Origin of the sequence: Phreatobacter stygius (assembly GCF_005144885.1) — a bacterium.
Classification (GTDB): Bacteria; Pseudomonadota; Alphaproteobacteria; order Rhizobiales; family Phreatobacteraceae; genus Phreatobacter; species Phreatobacter stygius.
The window spans coordinates 3,280,813-3,297,252 of record NZ_CP039690.1; the positions used below are offsets into that span (position 1 = coordinate 3,280,813).

The following is a 16,440-nucleotide window of genomic DNA, read 5'->3' on the forward strand; positions in this document are numbered from 1 at the left end:
CACGGGTCCGGCAACAATGGCGGGCGGGGTCGCGTCTGTCGACTAGCCGAGGTTCATCCGAATGGCCACCGATCGGGCATGGGCGTCGAGACCCTCGGCCTCGCCGAGCGCGATCGCCGCCGGTCCGAGTGCCCGCAACTGCTCCGGCCCGCATTTCAACAGCGAGGTGCGCTTCATGAAATCGAGCACGCCGAGGCCGGAGGAGAAGCGTGCCGAGCGCGCCGTCGGCAGCACATGGTTCGAGCCACCGACATAGTCGCCGATCGCCTCCGGCGTGTGGCCGCCGAGGAAGATCGCGCCGGCATTGCGGATGCGGGCCGCCAGGCCTTCGGCATCCTCGGCAATGATCTCCAGGTGCTCGGCGGCGATCCGGTCGGCCAGCGGCACGGCCTCGTCGAGGTTCGCCACCTCGATCACCGCGCCATAGTCGCGCCAGCTGGTGCCGGCGATATCGGCGCGCGGCAAGGTTACCAATTGCCGTTCGACCGCCGCGACCACCGCGTCGCCGAGCGTCGGGTCGTCGGTGATCAAAAGCGATTGTGCGGCCGTGTCATGTTCGGCCTGGGCCAGGAGGTCGGCGGCGATCCAGTCCGGATTGGCCGTCTTGTCGGCAATGACCAGCACCTCGGACGGGCCGGCGATCATGTCGATGCCGACCGTGCCGAACACCTGGCGCTTGGCTGCGGCGACGAAGGCATTGCCCGGCCCCATGATCTTGGCGACCGGCTTGATCGTCGCGGTGCCATGGGCGAGCGCGAACACCGCCTGGGCTCCGCCGATGCGGTAGACCTCGTCGACGCCGGCGAGGTCGGCGGCGGCCAGCACCAGGGGATTGAGCACGCCGCCGGGCGCCGGCACCACCATGACGATACGTGGACAGCCGGCGACCTTGGCCGGAATGGCGTTCATCAGCACCGATGACGGATAGGCCGCGGTGCCGCCAGGCACATAGAGGCCAACCGCCTCGATGGCGGTCCAGCGATAACCGAGCTCGACGCCGAGTGCGTCGGTGAAGCGGTCGTCCCTGGGCCTCTGCCTGAGGTGATAGCTGTGGATCCGTTCGGCGGCGAGCTTCAGCGCTTCCAATGTCCGCGCATCGCAGGCGGCGATCGCCTGGGCGATCTCATCCGCCGAGACGCGCATGGTGGCCGGCGTCAGCGTCAGCTTGTCGAAACGGGCGGTCAGTTCGATCACCGCGTCGTCGCCGCGCGCGATCACCTCGGCGCCGATCGCCTTGACGGTCTGGCTGACCTCCTCGGAGACCTCCCGTTTCATCGCCAGCAGTTCGGCGAAGCGGGCGGCGAAATCATTTGTGCGGGTCGAAAGGCGGAGCGGCATGGCAAGATCCTCGAGGCCTGGAGCCATGCGGGAGCCGCCGCCGGGCGTCAAGTCCGCCCGCCGGCCCGCCCGTGCTGGAGGCTTGCCTGCAAGGCCCGGGGTCGGCATGGTCCGCCGCGCGAGGAGAACAGTCATGGACATCAAGACCCAGCCTGGCGCCATGCCCGGCAACATCCCGGAAAACGCGCCGCAGCCGGCCGATTTCAAACCGGTCGAATGGGCCAGGGATCTCCTGCGATCGGTTCGCACTGCGGCACTCGGCACGCTCGACCGCAATACCGGCCATCCCGTCACGACGCTGGTGACGGTGGCGACCGATTTCGACGGCGCGCCGCTGATCATGATCTCCAACTTGTCGAGCCACACCGCCAATCTGAAGGCCGATCCGCGCGCTTCCCTCTTGCTCGCGCGCACCGGCAAGGGCGACCCCTTGGCGCATCCGCGCCTGACCGTGCTCGGCCGGTTCGACCGCATCGAGGATGAGGCGCTGCGGGCGCGCGCCAAGGCGCGCTTCGTCGCGCGCAATCCGAAATCGGCGCTTTATGCCGATTTTCCGGATTTCAGCCTGTGGCGCCTGGATGTCGCCGCCGGCCACCTCAATGGCGGCTTCGCCCGTGCCGCCGACTTGCCCGGCCGCGACCTGATCATCGATGTCGGTGATGCCGAAGGCCTGATCGCTTCCGAAGCCGGCGCCATCGCCCATATGAACGAGGACCATGCCGACGCGGTGTCGGTCTATGCGACAGTGCTGGCAGGCGAACAGCCGGGCCCGTGGCGGATGACCGGCGCCGATCCCGAAGGTTTCGACCTCGCGGCGAACGACCGCACGGCGCGGGTGCTGTTTCCGCATCGGGTGACATCAGGCGAGAGCCTGCACAAGACGCTGGTCCAGATGGTGCGCGAGGCCAGAGGCAGGGCCGGCTGAGGCCCGCCGGAAGGGCCCGGTTCAGGCCGCGTGCCCGCGACCGGTCGTGGGCGACGATGCGGCGCTACGTCTTGCCGGCCGGGGCAGGGTGTCCGCCGCAACTCGGCAGTTCCGGATCGACGAAGCCCCAGCTGGGCGCCGATGCCGTCCAGATCGTGCTCTGTGGCCGGCTCAGCTCGGGATCATCGAGCGCGCCGGCCCTGACCACCATGAAGTCGGGCAGGCTCAGGTCTTCGCTGAACAGGGGCGTCCCACATTTCGGGCAGAAGCGGCGACGCATCGCAGCCCCGCTATCGGCGGTGCTGTAATATTCACGGACCTCGCCGGTGGTCGTGAAGGTTTCGGTTCTGAAGATCGCGCCGACCGACGCGTTGCCGGACGACAGGTATTGGCAATCCCTGCACCAGCAGGCGCGCGCGACAAGCGGCGGCTCGTCGAACTGGAACTGGACCGCCCCGCAGAAGCATCGGCCGGTGATACGTTTCGCCATTCTGAATGCCCTTCTCAAGTTGGCATGGGTCGAGCCAAGCCGGTGCCGTCCGGACTGGCAACCGGCTTTCGCTGCGATGCCGCGGCGATCGGCCCGAGCGGATCCGTTCGCTAGCGCCGGGCGCGGTAGCCGCCGAGCACGGTCTCGACGATTTCTTCGGCCAGTTGCTCTCGGTGCCGGCGCGTCTCGCCGGGGCGGGGCGAATACCAGACCGTCACCCAGTTGAGCGCGCCGAGCAGGGTACGCATGGCGAGCGAGGGGTCCGGCACGGCCAGTGTGCCGTCGGCGATGCCGGCTTCGAACGTGTGGCGGAACAGGTCCTCATAGACGAAGCGCAGGCCCATCAGCTCCTCGAGCACCGCCTTGTGCTCGGGGCTGGTCTCGCCGAAACGATAGAGATCGACGCCCATGGTCAGCGTCCGCTGAAACGTGCGCGTCTCCATCATGCAGAGCGTATGGGCCTTGGCCATGCCGTGGAGCCGCTGCTCGCCGCTGCCGCCCTGCGCCACGACTGGTTCGCAGGCCTGCATCAGGATATCCATGGCGCGTCGATAGACCTGGAAGAACAGTTCGGGTTTCGAGCGGAAGTGGTGATAGACGCGTCCCTTGGTCGCGCCCAGCGCCTCCGCCACGTCATCCATCGAGGTCTGCTCGTAACCGCGGCGCATGAAACATTCCGCCGCCGCCGCGAGCACTTCCTCGCGGCGGTCCAGGGGAACGATGTCGCTGGCTGCGATTTCCGGAGCGGTGACGGACATGACTGTCTTGACGATAGCGGTCTCGGGGTTTGGCGAGTTCGGGTGCGGGAGACCTCAGCCGGCATCCGGCAGCGGGTGATCGGCGAACTGCTTGCGCAATGTCAGCTTGGACACCTTGCCAGTGGCGGTCAGCGGCAATTGCTCGACGAATACGACGTCGTCGGGCATTTGCCACTTGGCGATCGCCTTCTCCAGCGTCGCGATGATCTCTTCCTTCTTCGGCTCGGCGCCGGCCGCCTTGACCACCACCATCAAGGGCCGCTCCTGCCATTTCGGATGGGGCACGCCGATGACCGCGCAGGCGGCGATGCCGGGATGCGCCATGGCGGCATTCTCGACATCGATGGAGGAGATCCATTCGCCGCCCGATTTCACCAGATCCTTGGTGCGATCGACGATGATCAGATAGCCGTCCGGGGTGATCTTGGCGACATCGCCGGTGCCGAACCAGCCGTCCTTGTCGAGGGCCTTGGCGCTGGCCTCGGCATTCTCGTAATAGCCCGAGATGATCGCCGGTCCGCGCACGAACAATTCGCCCGAGGCTTCGCCGTCATGGGGCAGGCGGTGGCCTGCCTCGTCGACGATCTTGAGCTCGACGCCGAACATGCGCCGGCCCTGGCGTGCCTTCAGGTCGATACGCTGCTGCAACGGCTTGCCGCGATCCTTCATCGCCAGCACGCCGAGCGTGCCGACCGGGCTCATCTCGGTCATGCCCCAGCCGTGAATGACACCGACACCCATGGTCTCGAAGGTTTCGATCATGGCGCGCGGCGCCGCCGAACCGCCGATGATCACCTCGTTGAGGTGTTCGGGCTTGCGGCCGCGCTTCTGGATCTCGGCGAGCAATCCCATCCAGACCGTTGGCACGCCCCAGGACGAGGTGACCTTTTCGGCCTCCAGGAGATCGTAGAGGTTCGGCCCGTCGAGCTTGACGCCCGGCATGACCAGGTTGATGCCGACGATCGGCGCCGTATAGGGCAAGCCCCAGGCATTGACGTGGAACAGCGGCACCACCGGCAGGATGGTTGAGCCCGAGCCGAGGCTCGACATGCCCGAGGTCAAGGTGAACAGGGCGTGCAGCATCACCGAGCGCTGGCTGTAGAGCGCGCCCTTCGGCTCGCCGGTCGTGCCGGACGTGTAGCAAAGCGAGCAGCCGGCATTCTCGTCGACCCGCGGCCAGGCGAAGCTGTCGGGCTGGCCGGCCAGGAGATCCTCATAGACCAGGATGCCGTCGAGCCCTTCGCCTGACGGCTTGTGGGCGGCATCGGTCATCGCGACATAGATCATGTCCTTTGGCCAATGGGCGCGCATCTTGGCGACCAGCGGCGCCAGGTTGATGTCGAAGAACAGCACCCGGTCCTTGGCGTGGTTGACGATATAGACGAGCTGTTCGGGAAACAGCCGTGGATTGATCGTGTGGGTGACCGCGCCGATGCCGCCAATGGCGTAATAGAGCTCGAAATGCCGGTAGCCGTTCCAGGCCAGCGTCGCGACCCGGTCGCCCTCCTTCACGCCCAGCGCCGTCAAGGCATGGGCCAGCTTGGCGACCCGCGGCAAGGTCTCGCCATAGGTCGTCCGGTGCATTCCGCCTTCGATGGTCGCCGACACGATCGACGCGTCCGGATGCATCTCGGCGCCGTATTCGATCGCCGCCGAAACGTTCAGCGGCGTGTCCATCATCAAACCGCGTAGCATGCGCCATCCTCCCTGTGGATCGCACCCTTGGTGGGTGCTTGATCAAGTCTTAGTTCGCGCCTGGGGCTTTTTCACCCTCGGTCCAATGGCCGATGAAAAAGTTTCGCAGGTGCAGCAGGAAACCCCTCGACAAGCCATTTCAGCCCGAACATACTCTGGAGTATGTCCCCGCCTGAGCGGGGCCGTCAATGAACGAAAGCGGCGCCGGCGGAAAAAAGCCGGGCACAGGGAGAACGCCGATGGATGCGCTGGAAGCCTTCCGGCGGGATACGCGTGCTTGGCTCGAGGCCAATTGCCCGAAGGAGATGCGTTCGCCCATTCGTGGCGACGGGGAGATTTGCTGGGGCGGCCGCAACTGGACCTTCCAGTCGGATGCCCAGCGGGTCTGGCTGGAACGCATGGCGGCGCGCGGCTGGACCGTGCCGGCCTGGCCCAAGGCTTATGGCGGCGGCGGCCTGAGCCACGAAGAGGTCAAGGTGCTGAAGGAGGAGATGGCGGCGATCCGTGCCCGCTCGCCGCTCGAGAGCTTCGGCATCTGGATGCTTGGCCCGGCGCTGCTCGCCTTCGGCAGCGAGGAACAGAAGAAGCAATATCTGCCGCCGATCGCCCGTGGCGAGATCCGCTGGTGCCAGGGCTATTCCGAGCCCAATGCCGGCTCCGACCTCGCCTCGCTGCAGACCAAGGCCGAGGATGGCGGCGACCATTTCATCGTCACCGGATCGAAGATCTGGACCAGCTACGCCGACAAGGCCGACATGATCTTCTGCCTGGTGCGCACCGATCCGGCCGCGCCCAAGCACCTCGGCATTTCCTTCATCCTGTTCGACATGACCTGGCCTGGGGTCTCGACCAAGCCGATCACCCTGATCTCCGGCAAGTCGCCGTTCTGCGAGACCTTTTTCGACGGCGTGAAAGTGCCCAAGGCCAATCTGGTCGGCACGCTCAACCGCGGCTGGGACATCGCCAAATACCTGCTCACCCATGAGCGCGAGATGATCGGCGGCGGTGCCGGCGGCCTGCTCGGCGGCCGGTCGCCCGGCCAGGTCGCGGCCGACGAGATCGGTCTCGATGCCACGGGCCGGCTCGACGATGCCTTCCTGCGCACCGACACGGCGCGCGCCGAGGTCGACGCGCTGGCTTTCGCGCTGACCATGGCGCGCTACAAGGACGAGGCCGCCGCCGGCGGCCGCGGCGTTGGCGACAAGTCCTCGGTGCTCAAATATTACGGCACCGAACTCAACAAGCGCCGCTACGAGCTGATGATGCGGCTGGCCGGCCATGGCGGCCTGGAATGGGAAGGCGCGCGTTCGAACGACGGCGAACTGCCCCGCGCCTGGCTGCGCACCAAGGCCAATTCCATCGAGGGCGGCACGTCGGAGGTGATGCTCGACATCGTCGCCAAGCGCCTGCTCGATCTGCCGTCGGCTTGAGGGTTTGAGTTCGCCATGCTTGTTCTGAATGAAGACCAGCGCATGCTTCAGGACGCGGCCCGCGGCTTCGTCCAGGAGAAGTCCCCGGTCGCGTCGCTGCGCAAGCTGCGCGACCAGCACGTCGCCGACGGTTTCGACCGGGCGCTCTGGCGCGACATGGCCGATATGGGCTGGGCCGGCGTCCTGGTGCCGGAAGAGGCCGGCGGCCTCGGTTTCGGCTATGTCGGTGCCGGCCTGATCTGCGAGGAGATGGGCCGGACGCTCGCCGCCTCGCCATTCCTGTCGACCGCCGTCATGGCGGCCACCGCGCTGTCGAGAGCCGGCACGCCGGCGCAGAAGGACCGCTGGCTGCCGGCGATCGCCGCGGGCGAGGCGATCATCGCCACCGCCGTCGACGAGGGGCGCAAGCACAATCCGGCCAAAACCGCGCTGAAGGCGGAAGCCTCCGGCAATGGCTTCAAGCTGTCGGGCGAAAAGATCCAGGTCGCCGACGGTCATGTCGCCGACGCCATCCTGGTGGCGGCGCGCACCGCCGGCACGCCCGGCGAGAAGGACGGCATCAGCCTGTTCCTGATCGATCCCAAGACCCGCGGGCTTTCGACCGAACGGGTCGCGACGCTCGATTCCCGGGGCGCTGCCCGCCTCACCTTCGACGACGTCCAGGTGACCGGCGCCGATCTCGTCGGCGAGCTCGACCAGGGCCTTGGCCTGATCGAGATCGTGCTGGGCGCGGGCCGCGCCGGCCTTGCCGCCGAGCTGACCGGCAATGCCCAGGAAACCTTCGGCCGGACCGTCGCCTATCTGCGCGAACGCAAGCAGTTCGGCCGCACCATTGGCGCCTTCCAGGCGCTGCAGCACCGGGCCGCCCACCTGTTCTGCGAGATCGAGATCGCCAGGTCGGCGGTGCTGTCGGCGCTCCAGGCGCTCGACCGCGACCCGGCGGACGCAGCGCTCTCGGTGTCGCTTGCCAAGGCCAAGGCGGCGGATGTCGCGAGGCTCGCCGCCCAGGAGGCGATCCAGATGCATGGCGGCATCGGCATGACCGATGCCATCGATATCGGCCTGTTCGCCAAGCGCATGCAGGTCGCGGCCGAGCTCTATGGCGATGCCGACTTCCACGCCGACCGGGTGGCGCTGGCGCGCGGCTTTTGAACCGGGCGGGTATTTTCCAAGACCGGTTCGAGCGCGCATGATGCGGCCGGGCAAGACGATCAGGATCTGAGGTGTTGCCATGACCTTTCTCGACGACCTCTTCGGCCTCAAGGGCAAGACCGCGCTGGTCACCGGCGGGGCGACCGGCATCGGCCGCATGGGCGCGGAGGCGCTGGTCATGGCCGGCGCGCGCGTGCTGATCGCCTCGCGCAAGGGCGAGGCCTGCGAGGTGGTCGCCAAGGAATTGAACGGGCTCGGTGGCGCCGGCTCGGCCGAGGGCTTTGCCGGCGATGTCGGCACCGACCAGGGGGTCCATGATCTGAGCGCCGCGGTCCGCGCCCGCACCGACCGCCTCGACATCCTCTGGAACAATGCCGGCAAGACCTGGGGCGAGCCCCTGCCGACCTTCCCGTTCAAGGCCTGGGACAGCGTCATGTCGGTCAATGTCGCCGGCCTGTTCAGCCTGACCCGCGACCTGCTGCCGTTGCTCGAAAAGTCGGCCACCGCGGACAATCCGTCGCGGGTGGTCAATGTCGGCTCGGTCATGGGCACCCAGCCGGTCGGTGCCGGCGCCTATTCCTACGCCGCCTCGAAGGCGGCCGTGCATCATCTGACCAAGATCCTGGCGATCGAACTGGCGCATAAGCAGATCACCGTGAACGCCATCGCGCCCGGACCTTTCATCAGCCGGATGACCGCATTTGCGCTCGGCAGCGACACCGGCCAGGCCCGCGCGGCGAAGGACAGCCCGCTCGGCCGCATCGGCCGGCCGAGCGATATCATGGGCTGCCTGTTGTTCCTGTGCGGCCGCGGCGGCGCCTATACCACCGGCGCGATCCTGCCGGTCGACGGCGGCATCAGCGTCGATAGCGGCCACAAGCTGTTTGGAGGAGAATGACTGCCATGGCGAGCGAACTGACCATCGATGAGCTGAAGGGCAAGATCGGCGAGGAGATCGGCGTCTCCAAATGGTTCGACATTCCCCAGTCGACGATTGACGCCTTTGCCGACCTGACCCACGATCACCAGTTCATTCATATCGATCCGGTCAAGGCCAAGATGACGCCGTTCGGCGGCACCATTGCCCATGGCTTCCTGACCGTGTCGATGCTGTCCGCCTTTGCCATCGACGCCCTGCCGGCCATTACCGGCCGCGCCATGGGCGTCAATTACGGCTTCGACAAGCTGCGCATGATCTCGCCGGTCAAGGCCGGCGCCAAGGTGCGCGGCCGTTTCGTTCTGAAGGGGCTCGAATCGAAGAACCCCAAGCAGCACCAGTTGACCTATGCCGTGACCGTCGAGATCGACGGTGGCGACAAGCCGGCGGTCGTCGCCGACTGGGTCACGCTCGCTTATCTGATGTGAGGACTTGAGCATGACCATTCGTTTCGACGGGCGCGTCGCCATCGTCACCGGGGCCGGCAACGGCCTCGGCCGTTCTCATGCCCTGGGGCTCGCCGCGCGCGGTGCCAAGGTCGTCATCGTCGATTTCGGCGGGGCCCGCGACGGTACCGGCGGTTCCTCGGAAGCCGCCGACAAGGTGGTCGCAGAGATCGTCGCGGCCGGCGGCGAGGCCATGGCGCATGGCGCCAATGTCGCCGATTTCACCCAGGTCCAGGACATGGTCGCCAAGACCATGGCCAGGTGGGGCCGCATCGACATTCTGGTCAACAATGCCGGCATCCTGCGCGACAAGACCTTCGCCAAGATGGAGCTCGCCGATTTCGAGGCGGTGATGGCGGTTCATGTCATGGGCACCGTCAATTGCACCAAGGCGGTCTGGGAGATCATGCGGACGCAGAATTACGGCCGCATCGTCTTCACCTCGTCCTCGTCCGGCCTCTACGGCAATTTCGGCCAGTCCAACTACGGTGCCGCCAAGGCTGCCATGGTCGGCCTGATGAACGTCCTGCACATGGAAGGTGCCAAGAACGATATCCGCGTCAACACGCTGGCGCCGACCGCGGCGACCCGCATGACCTCGGATCTGATGGCGGCCGAGGCGCTGGCCCTGCTGACGCCGGAATCGATCACCCCCGGCGTGCTGTTCCTGGTCAGCGACAAGGCGCCGTCGCGCGTCATCCTGTGCGCCGGCGCCGGCGCCTATGCCCGCACCATCATCTACGAAACCGACGGCATCTATCTCGATGAGGCCGAGCGCACGCCCGAGACGATCGCCGCGCGCTTCGACGACATCTCCAACCCGAACGGCCAGAAGGCGCTGCAGGGTGCCTTCGAGCAAACCACCAAATTCGCCATGAAAGCCGCCGCGGCCAAGGGTGTCACCCTGCCGCCGCGCTGAAGATGCGACCCTAGAGGAGAGAGCCATGCGTGAAGCCGTCATCGTCTCCACCGCCCGCACGGGCCTTGCCAAGTCCTGGAAGGGCGCGCTCAACAACACCCATGGCGCGGCCATGGGCGGACACGCCACCAAACATGCCATCCAGCGCGCCAAGATCGATCCCGGCGAGGTCGAGGACGTCATCGTCGGTTGCGCCAATCCGGAAGGCGCGACGGGTTCCAACATCGCCCGCCAGATCGCCCTGTCGGCTGGCTGCCCGGTGACCGTCTCGGGCCTGACCGTCAACCGCTTCTGCTCGTCCGGTCTGCAGACGATCGCCACCGCCGCCCAGCGGGTGATCGCGGGCGAGGGCGAGATCTTCGCCGCCGGCGGCGTCGAATCCATTTCGCTGGTGCAGAACCAGGCCAACAAGTCGAACCTGATCGACCCCTGGCTGAAGCAGCACAAGCCGGAAATCTACTGGCCGATGCTGCAGACCGCCGAGACCGTGGCCAAGCGCTACAACATCTCGCGCCATCTGCAGGACGAATATGGCGTCGAGAGCCAGCGGCGTGCCGCCGCCGCCCGCCAGGGCCGCAAGTTCGACGACGAGATCGTGCCGTTCACCACCACCATGACCATGGCGGAGATGAACGACAAAAAAGAGGTCGTGCGCACCTGGCAGGAAGAGGTGACGCTGACCGAGGATGAAGGCATCCGGGCCGACACCACCTATGAAGGCGTGTCGAAGATCCGCCCGGCGATCGAAGGCGGCGTCATCTCGGCCGGCAATGCCAGCCAGTTCTCCGATGGCGCCTCGATGGCCATCGTCATGGACGGCAAGATGGCCGAGCAGCGCAACATCAACCCGCTCGGCATCTTCAAGGGTTTCGCGGTGGCCGGCTGCGAGCCGGACGAGATGGGCATCGGCCCGGTCTTCGCCGTGCCGAAGCTTTTGAAGCGCCATGGCCTGAAGGTCGAGGACATCGATCTGTGGGAGCTCAACGAGGCGTTCGCCGTGCAGGTGCTCTATTGCCGCGACCAGCTCGGCATTCCCTATGACCGGCTGAATGTCGACGGTGGCGCCATCGCGGTCGGCCATCCCTACGGTGTTTCCGGCGCCCGCCTGGTCGGCCACGCGCTGATCGAAGGAAAACGCCGCAATGCCAAGCATGTGGTGGTCACCATGTGCATTGGCGGCGGCATGGGAGCGGCAGGGTTGTTCGAGGTCGTCTGACCTGATTGACTGTCGGGAAAGGCGGCTTGCAAGCCGCCTTTCCAACCGAATGAGAGCCGCGCCAAGCGGCCGGTTGAACAGAGGAAACGGCGCGGCGATACGCCGCCGATAGCGGTTGAATGCCGCGCTAGAGGAGGAAACCATGTCTAAGCTCACCCGCCGCCAGGTTGTCGGCTCGGGCCTTGCCGCCGCGGCGCTCACCAGCTTGCCGGCTTCGGCGCAGGCCGGACCGGTGCGTATCGCCTATATCGATCCGCTGTCGGGCTTCATGGCTCCGGTCGGTGATGGCGGCCTCAAGCAGTTCGAGTTCGAATGCGAGCGGATCAATGCCGCCGGCGGCGTGGCCGGCGGGCGCAAGCTCGAGGTCGTCGGCCTCGACAACAAGCTCAATCCGCAGGAATCGATCGTCCAGCTGGAAAAGGCGATCGACCAGGGCATTCGTTATGTCGCGCAGGGCAACGGCTCGTCGGTGGCCTCGGCCCTGGTCGACGCGATCGAGAAGCACAACGCCCGCAATCCCCGCCAGGCGGTGATGTATCTGAACTACGCCGCCGTCGACCCGATGTTCACCAACGACAAGTGCTCGTTCTGGCATTTCCGCTTCGACGCCGATTCCGACATGAAGATGTCGGCGCTGACCGACTACATCAAGGGCCTGCCGGACCTGAAGCGCATCTACATCATCGGCCAGGACTATTCGTTCGGTAAGGCGGTCGCCGACGCGGCGGTCAAGATGTTGGGCACCAAGCGTCCGGACATCCAGATCGTCGGCAACGAACTGCATCCGCTGGCCCGCGTGCGCGACTTCTCGCCTTATATCACCAAGATGCGTGCGGCCGGCGCCCAGGCTGTCATCACCGGCAACTGGGGCAACGACATGCAGTTGCTCATCAAGGCCTCTTCGGACGCCGGCTTCAATGTGCCCTATTTCACCTATTACGGCGGTGGTCTTGGCGCGGTTGCCGGCATGGGCAAGTCGGCGGTCGGCCTGGTCCGGCAGATCACCGAATGGCACGCCAATATCCCTGACATCGGCATGGACGACATCGTCCGCAGCTTCAAGGCCAAGCATCGCGAGCTCGATTATTACTATTATCGGGTGAAGGTGATGTTCGACATGCTGTCGAAAGCGATGAACGATACCAAGTCGGTCGAGCCGCGCGACGTGGCGCTGGCGCTCGAAGGCATGGAGATCAAGATCGAGACCGGCATGGCCTCGATGCGCAAGGACAATCACCAGCTGATCCAGCCGCTCTACATCTCGACCCTGTCGGAAAACGTCAAATTCGACGTCGACAATACCGGCCTCGGCTTCAAGACCGATATCCGGATCGACGGGCCGGCCACCTCCATGGCCTCGACCTGTCAGATGCGCCGCCCCGGCGCCTGATCGGAACCCTTGCGACGGGCCGGGTCGTCCCGGTCCGTCGTGCCCCCGTCCTGGCCGGTTCCGGAGGCTCTCCCTGATGGAGACGATCGTCTTCTCCACGCTTAACGGCGTGCTTTATGGTCTTCTGCTCTTCATGCTCGCGAGCGGGCTGACGCTCATCTTCTCGATGATGGGCGTGCTCAATTTCGCCCATGCCAGTTTTTACATGCTCGGCGCCTATGTGGCGTTCACGCTCGGCTCGGTTACCGGCTTCTGGGTCGCGCTCATCCTCGCGCCACTGGTGGTCGGGCTGTTCGGCGCCGTCGTCGAGCGGTTCGGGCTGCGCCACGTGCACAAGAACGGCCATGTCGCCGAACTCCTGTTCACCTTCGGCATTGCCTATCTCATCGAGGAGATCGTCAAGCTGATCTGGGGCAAGAACCCCTTGCCCTATACCCCGCCGCCGATCCTTCAGCAGCCACTGTTCACGCTGTGGGGCACGCATTACCCGGCGTTCCGCATCTTCATGATGGTCGTCGCCATTGCCATGTTCGTGGCGCTCTGGGCCCTGCTGAAGCGGACCCGCGTCGGCCTGATCGTGCAGGCGTCGCTGTCCAATCCGCACATGGTCGGCCATCTCGGCCACAATGTGCCGCTGGTCTTCATGGGCGTCTTCGCCGTCGGCTGCGCCATGGCGGGCCTTGCCGGCGTCATCGGCGGCGCGCTGCTGGTCACCGATCCGGCCATGGCCCTCACCCTCGGGCCGATCGTCTTCGTGGTGGTGGTGGTCGGCGGCATGGGCTCGCTCGGCGGCGCCTTTGTCGCCTCCATCCTGATCGGCCTGATCCAGACCTTCGCGGTCGCCGTCGACGCTTCCCTCTCCGATCTCCTGGCAAGGTTCGGCATCCTGGTCTCCAACCGCTCGGATCTCGGCCGCATCACGCTCGCCCAGGTCGCGCCGATGCTGCCGTTCCTGATCCTCGTCCTCGTGCTCATTTTCCGGCCCCGCGGCCTTATGGGGGCTCGTGAATCATGACCGGCGCCTCGACCTTCAAGACCCTGCTGATCTGGCTCGGCTTCGCCGTGCTGCTGATCGTCCTGCCGATGGTGTTTGCCTCGCGCACCTCGCTCACCCTGATGAACATCATCGGCGTCTGGGTGGTGTTCGCGCTCGCCTACAACATGCTGCTCGGCCAGTCCGGCATGCTGTCCTTCGGCCATGCCGTCTATTTCGGTCTCGGCGGTTATGCCGCGATCCACATGATGGCGGCGATCAAGTCGCAACGCCTCGGCATTCCCGTGGCGGCCCTGCCGGTGGTCGGCTTCATGGCCGGCATGGCCGCAGGCGCGGTCATCGGCTGGTTCTCCTGCCGCCGTTCCGGCACGCCGTTCGCCATGATCTCGCTCGGCGTCGGCGAGCTGATCGCCGCGTCGGGGCTCATGTTCGTCTCGATCTTCGGCGGCGAGGAGGGCGTATCCGGCGATCGTTCGGCCGGGCCGGAATGGTTCGGATTCTCGCTCGGGCCGCAGATCAACGTCTATTATTTCATTGCCTTCTGGGTCTTCGCGGCGACGCTCGCCATGTGGGCTTTCACCAAGACGCCGCTTGGCCGGCTCGCCAATGCGGTGCGCGACAATCCCGACCGCGTCGCCTTCATCGGTTATGATCCGCAACGCGTGCGCTATCTGGTGTTCCTGATATCGGGCGGCTTCGCGGGTCTCGCGGGTTCGCTGTCGGCGGTGAATTTCGAGATCATCACCCCGGAGAAGCTCGGCGCGCTCAATTCCGGCGCGGTGCTCCTGATGGCCTATATTGGCGGCGCCGCGGTGTTCTTCGGCCCGATCATCGGCGCCGTGCTGATCTCGCTCATGCAGTCCATGCTGTCGGACTTCACCAAGGTCTGGCAGCTCTATCTCGGCCTGCTTTTCGTGGTTGTCGTGATGTTCGCGCCTTATGGCATCGGCGGCATCGTGGCGCAGGTCCTCAACGCCGTCCGCAAGGGCGAACTTGCCGAAAAGCTGCCCGGCTGGCTCATGGGCGCGCTCGGCGCCATCGTCGCTTTCGGCGGCGCCATCATGGCGATCGAGATGGCCTATCGGGTGCGCGAAGGCGGCCGTCCCTTCACCGCCTTCGGCTCCGCTTTCCCGCACACCGCGCTGTCGAGCTGGGCCATTGCCGCAGGCCTCATTGCCCTCGGGCTCGCCATTGTCGTCGTGGCCGTCAGGTGGCGACGGCGAGGCTCGCTCGGTGCGGCCCTTCGCCTGAAGGAGGTCGCGCCATGAGTGCCAAGTCCCAGGCTGCCCTGACGCTGAGCAAGGTGACCAAGAATTTTGGCCTGGCGGAGATCATCCGCTCGGTCGATCTCGATATTCCCGCCGGCGAGCGCCATGCCATAATCGGGCCCAACGGCGCCGGTAAGTCGACCTTGTTCAACCTGATCTCGGGCGCCTTTCCGCCGACCTCGGGCGAAATCCTGATCGACGGCCAATCGGTCGGCGGCACGCCGCCCTACCAGATCAATCGCCGCGGCCTGTCCCGTTCGTTCCAGGTCACCAATATCTTCCACAACATGAGCGTCTACGAGAATATCCGCTGCGCGACGCTCTGGGCGCTCGGCCATCGTTATGTCTTCTGGCGCTCGATCGCGGGCTTGCGCGATGTCTCGGCGCGTTCCGAGGAAATCCTCGAACTCATTGGCCTGGCTCCGGTGCGCAACTCGCCGGCGGGCCTCTTGTCCTATGCCGACCAGCGGGCGCTCGAGATCGGCGTCACCATAGCCGGTGGCGCCAAGGTGATCCTGCTGGATGAGCCGACCGCCGGCATGAGCGCGCATGAGACCGAACGGGCGGTCAACCTGATCAGGAAGGTCACGGAAGGACGCACGCTGATCATCGTCGAGCACGACATGAGCGTGGTCTTCGGCCTGGCCGACCGGATCTCGGTGCTGGTCTATGGCCAGATCATCGCCTCCGGGCCGCCAGCCCAGATCCGCGCCGACAAAAAGGTCAAGGAAGCCTATCTCGGCGAGGAGGCCGTCTGATGCTCGAGGTCTCTCAGCTTCACGCCTTCTACGGCAAGAGCCATATCCTGCAGGGCGTCGACATCTCGATCGGCGGCGGCGAGGTGGTCAGCCTGCTCGGCCGCAACGGCGTCGGCCGCTCGACCACCGTCAAGGCGATCATGGGCGAGGTGGCGCCCAGGGGCTCGATCCGGTTCAAGGGCTGGGAGATCGCCGGGCTGCCGAGCCATCGCATCGCCCGCCTCGGCATTGGCTATGTGCCCGAGCACCGCGACATCTTTCCCGATCTGACGGTGCGGCAGAACCTGATGCTCGGCATGAAGGATGCCAGGGCCGAGGGACGCTGGACCATCCAGGGCTCGCTCGACATGTTCCCCAACCTCGCCGCCCGCGCCGAGGCGCCGGCCGGCGTCCTGTCGGGTGGCGAGAAGCAGATGCTCACCATGTGCCGGACCATGATGGGCGATCCGGACCTGGTGATGATCGACGAACCGACCGAGGGCCTGGCGCCGCTCATCGTCCGCCAGGTCGGCGAACTGATCGTCGAGATCGCCCGGCGCGGGGTTGCCATTCTGCTGGTCGAGCAGAAGCTGTCGATCGCGCTGGATATCTCGCATCGCGTCTATGTCATGGGCCACGGGCGGATCGTCTTCGAAGGCACGCCCGCCGACCTCAAGGCCAATGAGGCCGTGCGCAAGGAATGGCTCGAGGTGTGAGCCCACGGGGTTCACGCCGCTCGTTTTTT

16 protein-coding genes are annotated in these 16,440 nt (G+C 66.0%); 12 read left to right on the forward strand and 4 right to left on the reverse strand.

Features of this window, described 5'->3' with window-relative positions:
* Positions 1-42: 42 nt before the first annotated feature.
* Entirely contained in the window at positions 43-1,338 is a 1,296-nt protein-coding gene (hisD, locus tag E8M01_RS15325; RefSeq protein ID WP_136960906.1) for a histidinol dehydrogenase, read from the reverse strand.
* Positions 1,339-1,471: 133 nt separating this feature from the next.
* Here hisD and E8M01_RS15330 point away from each other — a divergent pair, with 133 nt between their 5' ends.
* Positions 1,472-2,263 carry a HugZ family pyridoxamine 5'-phosphate oxidase gene (locus tag E8M01_RS15330; protein ID WP_246088744.1) on the forward strand — a complete coding sequence of 264 codons (792 nt, stop codon included), beginning with the start codon at positions 1,472-1,474 and terminating at the stop codon, positions 2,261-2,263.
* Positions 2,264-2,327: 64 nt separating this feature from the next.
* Here E8M01_RS15330 and E8M01_RS15335 read toward each other — a convergent pair whose 3' ends face one another.
* From E8M01_RS15335 to E8M01_RS15345, 3 genes are all read right to left on the reverse strand, one after another.
* A complete protein-coding gene (locus E8M01_RS15335; RefSeq protein ID WP_136960907.1) occupies positions 2,328-2,753 on the reverse strand; it encodes a GFA family protein in 426 nt (141 codons plus the stop codon).
* 110 nt (positions 2,754-2,863) lie between these two features.
* Entirely contained in the window at positions 2,864-3,511 is a 648-nt protein-coding gene (locus E8M01_RS15340; RefSeq protein WP_136960908.1) for a TetR/AcrR family transcriptional regulator, read from the reverse strand.
* A gap of 54 nt (positions 3,512-3,565) precedes the next feature.
* Positions 3,566-5,206 carry a long-chain-fatty-acid--CoA ligase gene (locus E8M01_RS15345; RefSeq protein ID WP_136960909.1) on the reverse strand — a complete coding sequence of 547 codons (1,641 nt, stop codon included), beginning with the start codon at positions 5,204-5,206 and terminating at the stop codon, positions 3,566-3,568.
* Between the two features lie 239 nt (positions 5,207-5,445).
* Between E8M01_RS15345 and E8M01_RS15350 the strand changes: the two genes are divergently transcribed.
* The 11 genes from E8M01_RS15350 (at position 5,446) to E8M01_RS15400 (ending at position 16,411) form a co-directional block, all read left to right on the forward strand.
* On the forward strand, positions 5,446-6,636 hold the full coding sequence (locus tag E8M01_RS15350; RefSeq protein WP_136960910.1) for an acyl-CoA dehydrogenase family protein: 1,191 nt from the start codon (positions 5,446-5,448) through the stop codon (positions 6,634-6,636).
* Positions 6,637-6,651: 15 nt separating this feature from the next.
* The gene (locus tag E8M01_RS15355; protein ID WP_246088745.1) at positions 6,652-7,788 is read left to right on the forward strand and encodes an acyl-CoA dehydrogenase family protein; all 1,137 of its coding nucleotides are present in this window, start codon (positions 6,652-6,654) and stop codon (positions 7,786-7,788) included.
* Positions 7,789-7,867: 79 nt separating this feature from the next.
* Positions 7,868-8,686: an SDR family oxidoreductase gene (locus E8M01_RS15360; protein ID WP_136960911.1), complete on the forward strand. Its 819-nt coding sequence runs from the start codon at positions 7,868-7,870 to the stop codon at positions 8,684-8,686.
* A 5-nt stretch (positions 8,687-8,691) separates the two neighbouring features.
* The gene (locus tag E8M01_RS15365) at positions 8,692-9,153 is read left to right on the forward strand and encodes a MaoC family dehydratase (RefSeq protein WP_136960912.1); all 462 of its coding nucleotides are present in this window, start codon (positions 8,692-8,694) and stop codon (positions 9,151-9,153) included.
* Between the two features lie 10 nt (positions 9,154-9,163).
* Positions 9,164-10,090 (forward strand): SDR family NAD(P)-dependent oxidoreductase, encoded by a 927-nt coding sequence (locus tag E8M01_RS15370; protein ID WP_136960913.1) that lies wholly within the window; start codon positions 9,164-9,166, stop codon positions 10,088-10,090.
* A 25-nt stretch (positions 10,091-10,115) separates the two neighbouring features.
* Positions 10,116-11,306 (forward strand): acetyl-CoA C-acyltransferase, encoded by a 1,191-nt coding sequence (locus E8M01_RS15375; RefSeq protein ID WP_136960914.1) that lies wholly within the window; start codon positions 10,116-10,118, stop codon positions 11,304-11,306.
* Between the two features lie 142 nt (positions 11,307-11,448).
* Complete coding sequence (locus tag E8M01_RS15380; protein ID WP_136960915.1) at positions 11,449-12,696, forward strand: branched-chain amino acid ABC transporter substrate-binding protein; 1,248 nt, start codon at positions 11,449-11,451, stop codon at positions 12,694-12,696.
* Between the two features lie 73 nt (positions 12,697-12,769).
* Positions 12,770-13,711 carry a branched-chain amino acid ABC transporter permease gene (locus E8M01_RS15385; protein WP_215908932.1) on the forward strand — a complete coding sequence of 314 codons (942 nt, stop codon included), beginning with the start codon at positions 12,770-12,772 and terminating at the stop codon, positions 13,709-13,711.
* The gene (locus E8M01_RS15390; RefSeq protein ID WP_136960917.1) at positions 13,708-14,958 is read left to right on the forward strand and encodes a branched-chain amino acid ABC transporter permease; all 1,251 of its coding nucleotides are present in this window, start codon (positions 13,708-13,710) and stop codon (positions 14,956-14,958) included. Before E8M01_RS15385 ends, E8M01_RS15390 begins: the two co-directional genes overlap by 4 nt.
* The gene (locus tag E8M01_RS15395; protein WP_136960918.1) at positions 14,955-15,716 is read left to right on the forward strand and encodes an ABC transporter ATP-binding protein; all 762 of its coding nucleotides are present in this window, start codon (positions 14,955-14,957) and stop codon (positions 15,714-15,716) included. The genes E8M01_RS15390 and E8M01_RS15395 overlap by 4 nt, the downstream gene beginning before the upstream one ends.
* Positions 15,716-16,411, forward strand: a complete 696-nt coding sequence (locus E8M01_RS15400) for an ABC transporter ATP-binding protein (protein ID WP_136960919.1) — start codon at positions 15,716-15,718, stop codon at positions 16,409-16,411. Before E8M01_RS15395 ends, E8M01_RS15400 begins: the two co-directional genes overlap by 1 nt.
* Positions 16,412-16,440: the final 29 nt, after the last annotated feature.

What these genes read in the sequence shown, in the direction of transcription:
- E8M01_RS15375 (WP_136960914.1), top strand. Translation starts at nt 10,116, where the DNA reads ATGCGTGAAGCCGTCATCGTCTCCACCGCCCGCACGGGCCTTGCCAAG.
- E8M01_RS15370 (WP_136960913.1), top strand. Translation starts at nt 9,164, where the DNA reads ATGACCATTCGTTTCGACGGGCGCGTCGCCATCGTCACCGGGGCCGGC.
- E8M01_RS15330 (WP_246088744.1), top strand. Translation starts at nt 1,472, where the DNA reads ATGGACATCAAGACCCAGCCTGGCGCCATGCCCGGCAACATCCCGGAA.
- E8M01_RS15380 (WP_136960915.1), top strand. Translation starts at nt 11,449, where the DNA reads ATGTCTAAGCTCACCCGCCGCCAGGTTGTCGGCTCGGGCCTTGCCGCC.
- E8M01_RS15335 (WP_136960907.1), bottom strand. Translation starts at nt 2,753, where the DNA reads ATGGCGAAACGTATCACCGGCCGATGCTTCTGCGGGGCGGTCCAGTTC.
- E8M01_RS15395 (WP_136960918.1), top strand. Translation starts at nt 14,955, where the DNA reads ATGAGTGCCAAGTCCCAGGCTGCCCTGACGCTGAGCAAGGTGACCAAG.
- E8M01_RS15365 (WP_136960912.1), top strand. Translation starts at nt 8,692, where the DNA reads ATGGCGAGCGAACTGACCATCGATGAGCTGAAGGGCAAGATCGGCGAG.
- E8M01_RS15355 (WP_246088745.1), top strand. Translation starts at nt 6,652, where the DNA reads ATGCTTGTTCTGAATGAAGACCAGCGCATGCTTCAGGACGCGGCCCGC.
- E8M01_RS15345 (WP_136960909.1), bottom strand. Translation starts at nt 5,206, where the DNA reads ATGCTACGCGGTTTGATGATGGACACGCCGCTGAACGTTTCGGCGGCG.
- E8M01_RS15350 (WP_136960910.1), top strand. Translation starts at nt 5,446, where the DNA reads ATGGATGCGCTGGAAGCCTTCCGGCGGGATACGCGTGCTTGGCTCGAG.
- E8M01_RS15400 (WP_136960919.1), top strand. Translation starts at nt 15,716, where the DNA reads ATGCTCGAGGTCTCTCAGCTTCACGCCTTCTACGGCAAGAGCCATATC.
- hisD (WP_136960906.1), bottom strand. Translation starts at nt 1,338, where the DNA reads ATGCCGCTCCGCCTTTCGACCCGCACAAATGATTTCGCCGCCCGCTTC.
- E8M01_RS15390 (WP_136960917.1), top strand. Translation starts at nt 13,708, where the DNA reads ATGACCGGCGCCTCGACCTTCAAGACCCTGCTGATCTGGCTCGGCTTC.
- E8M01_RS15360 (WP_136960911.1), top strand. Translation starts at nt 7,868, where the DNA reads ATGACCTTTCTCGACGACCTCTTCGGCCTCAAGGGCAAGACCGCGCTG.
- E8M01_RS15340 (WP_136960908.1), bottom strand. Translation starts at nt 3,511, where the DNA reads ATGTCCGTCACCGCTCCGGAAATCGCAGCCAGCGACATCGTTCCCCTG.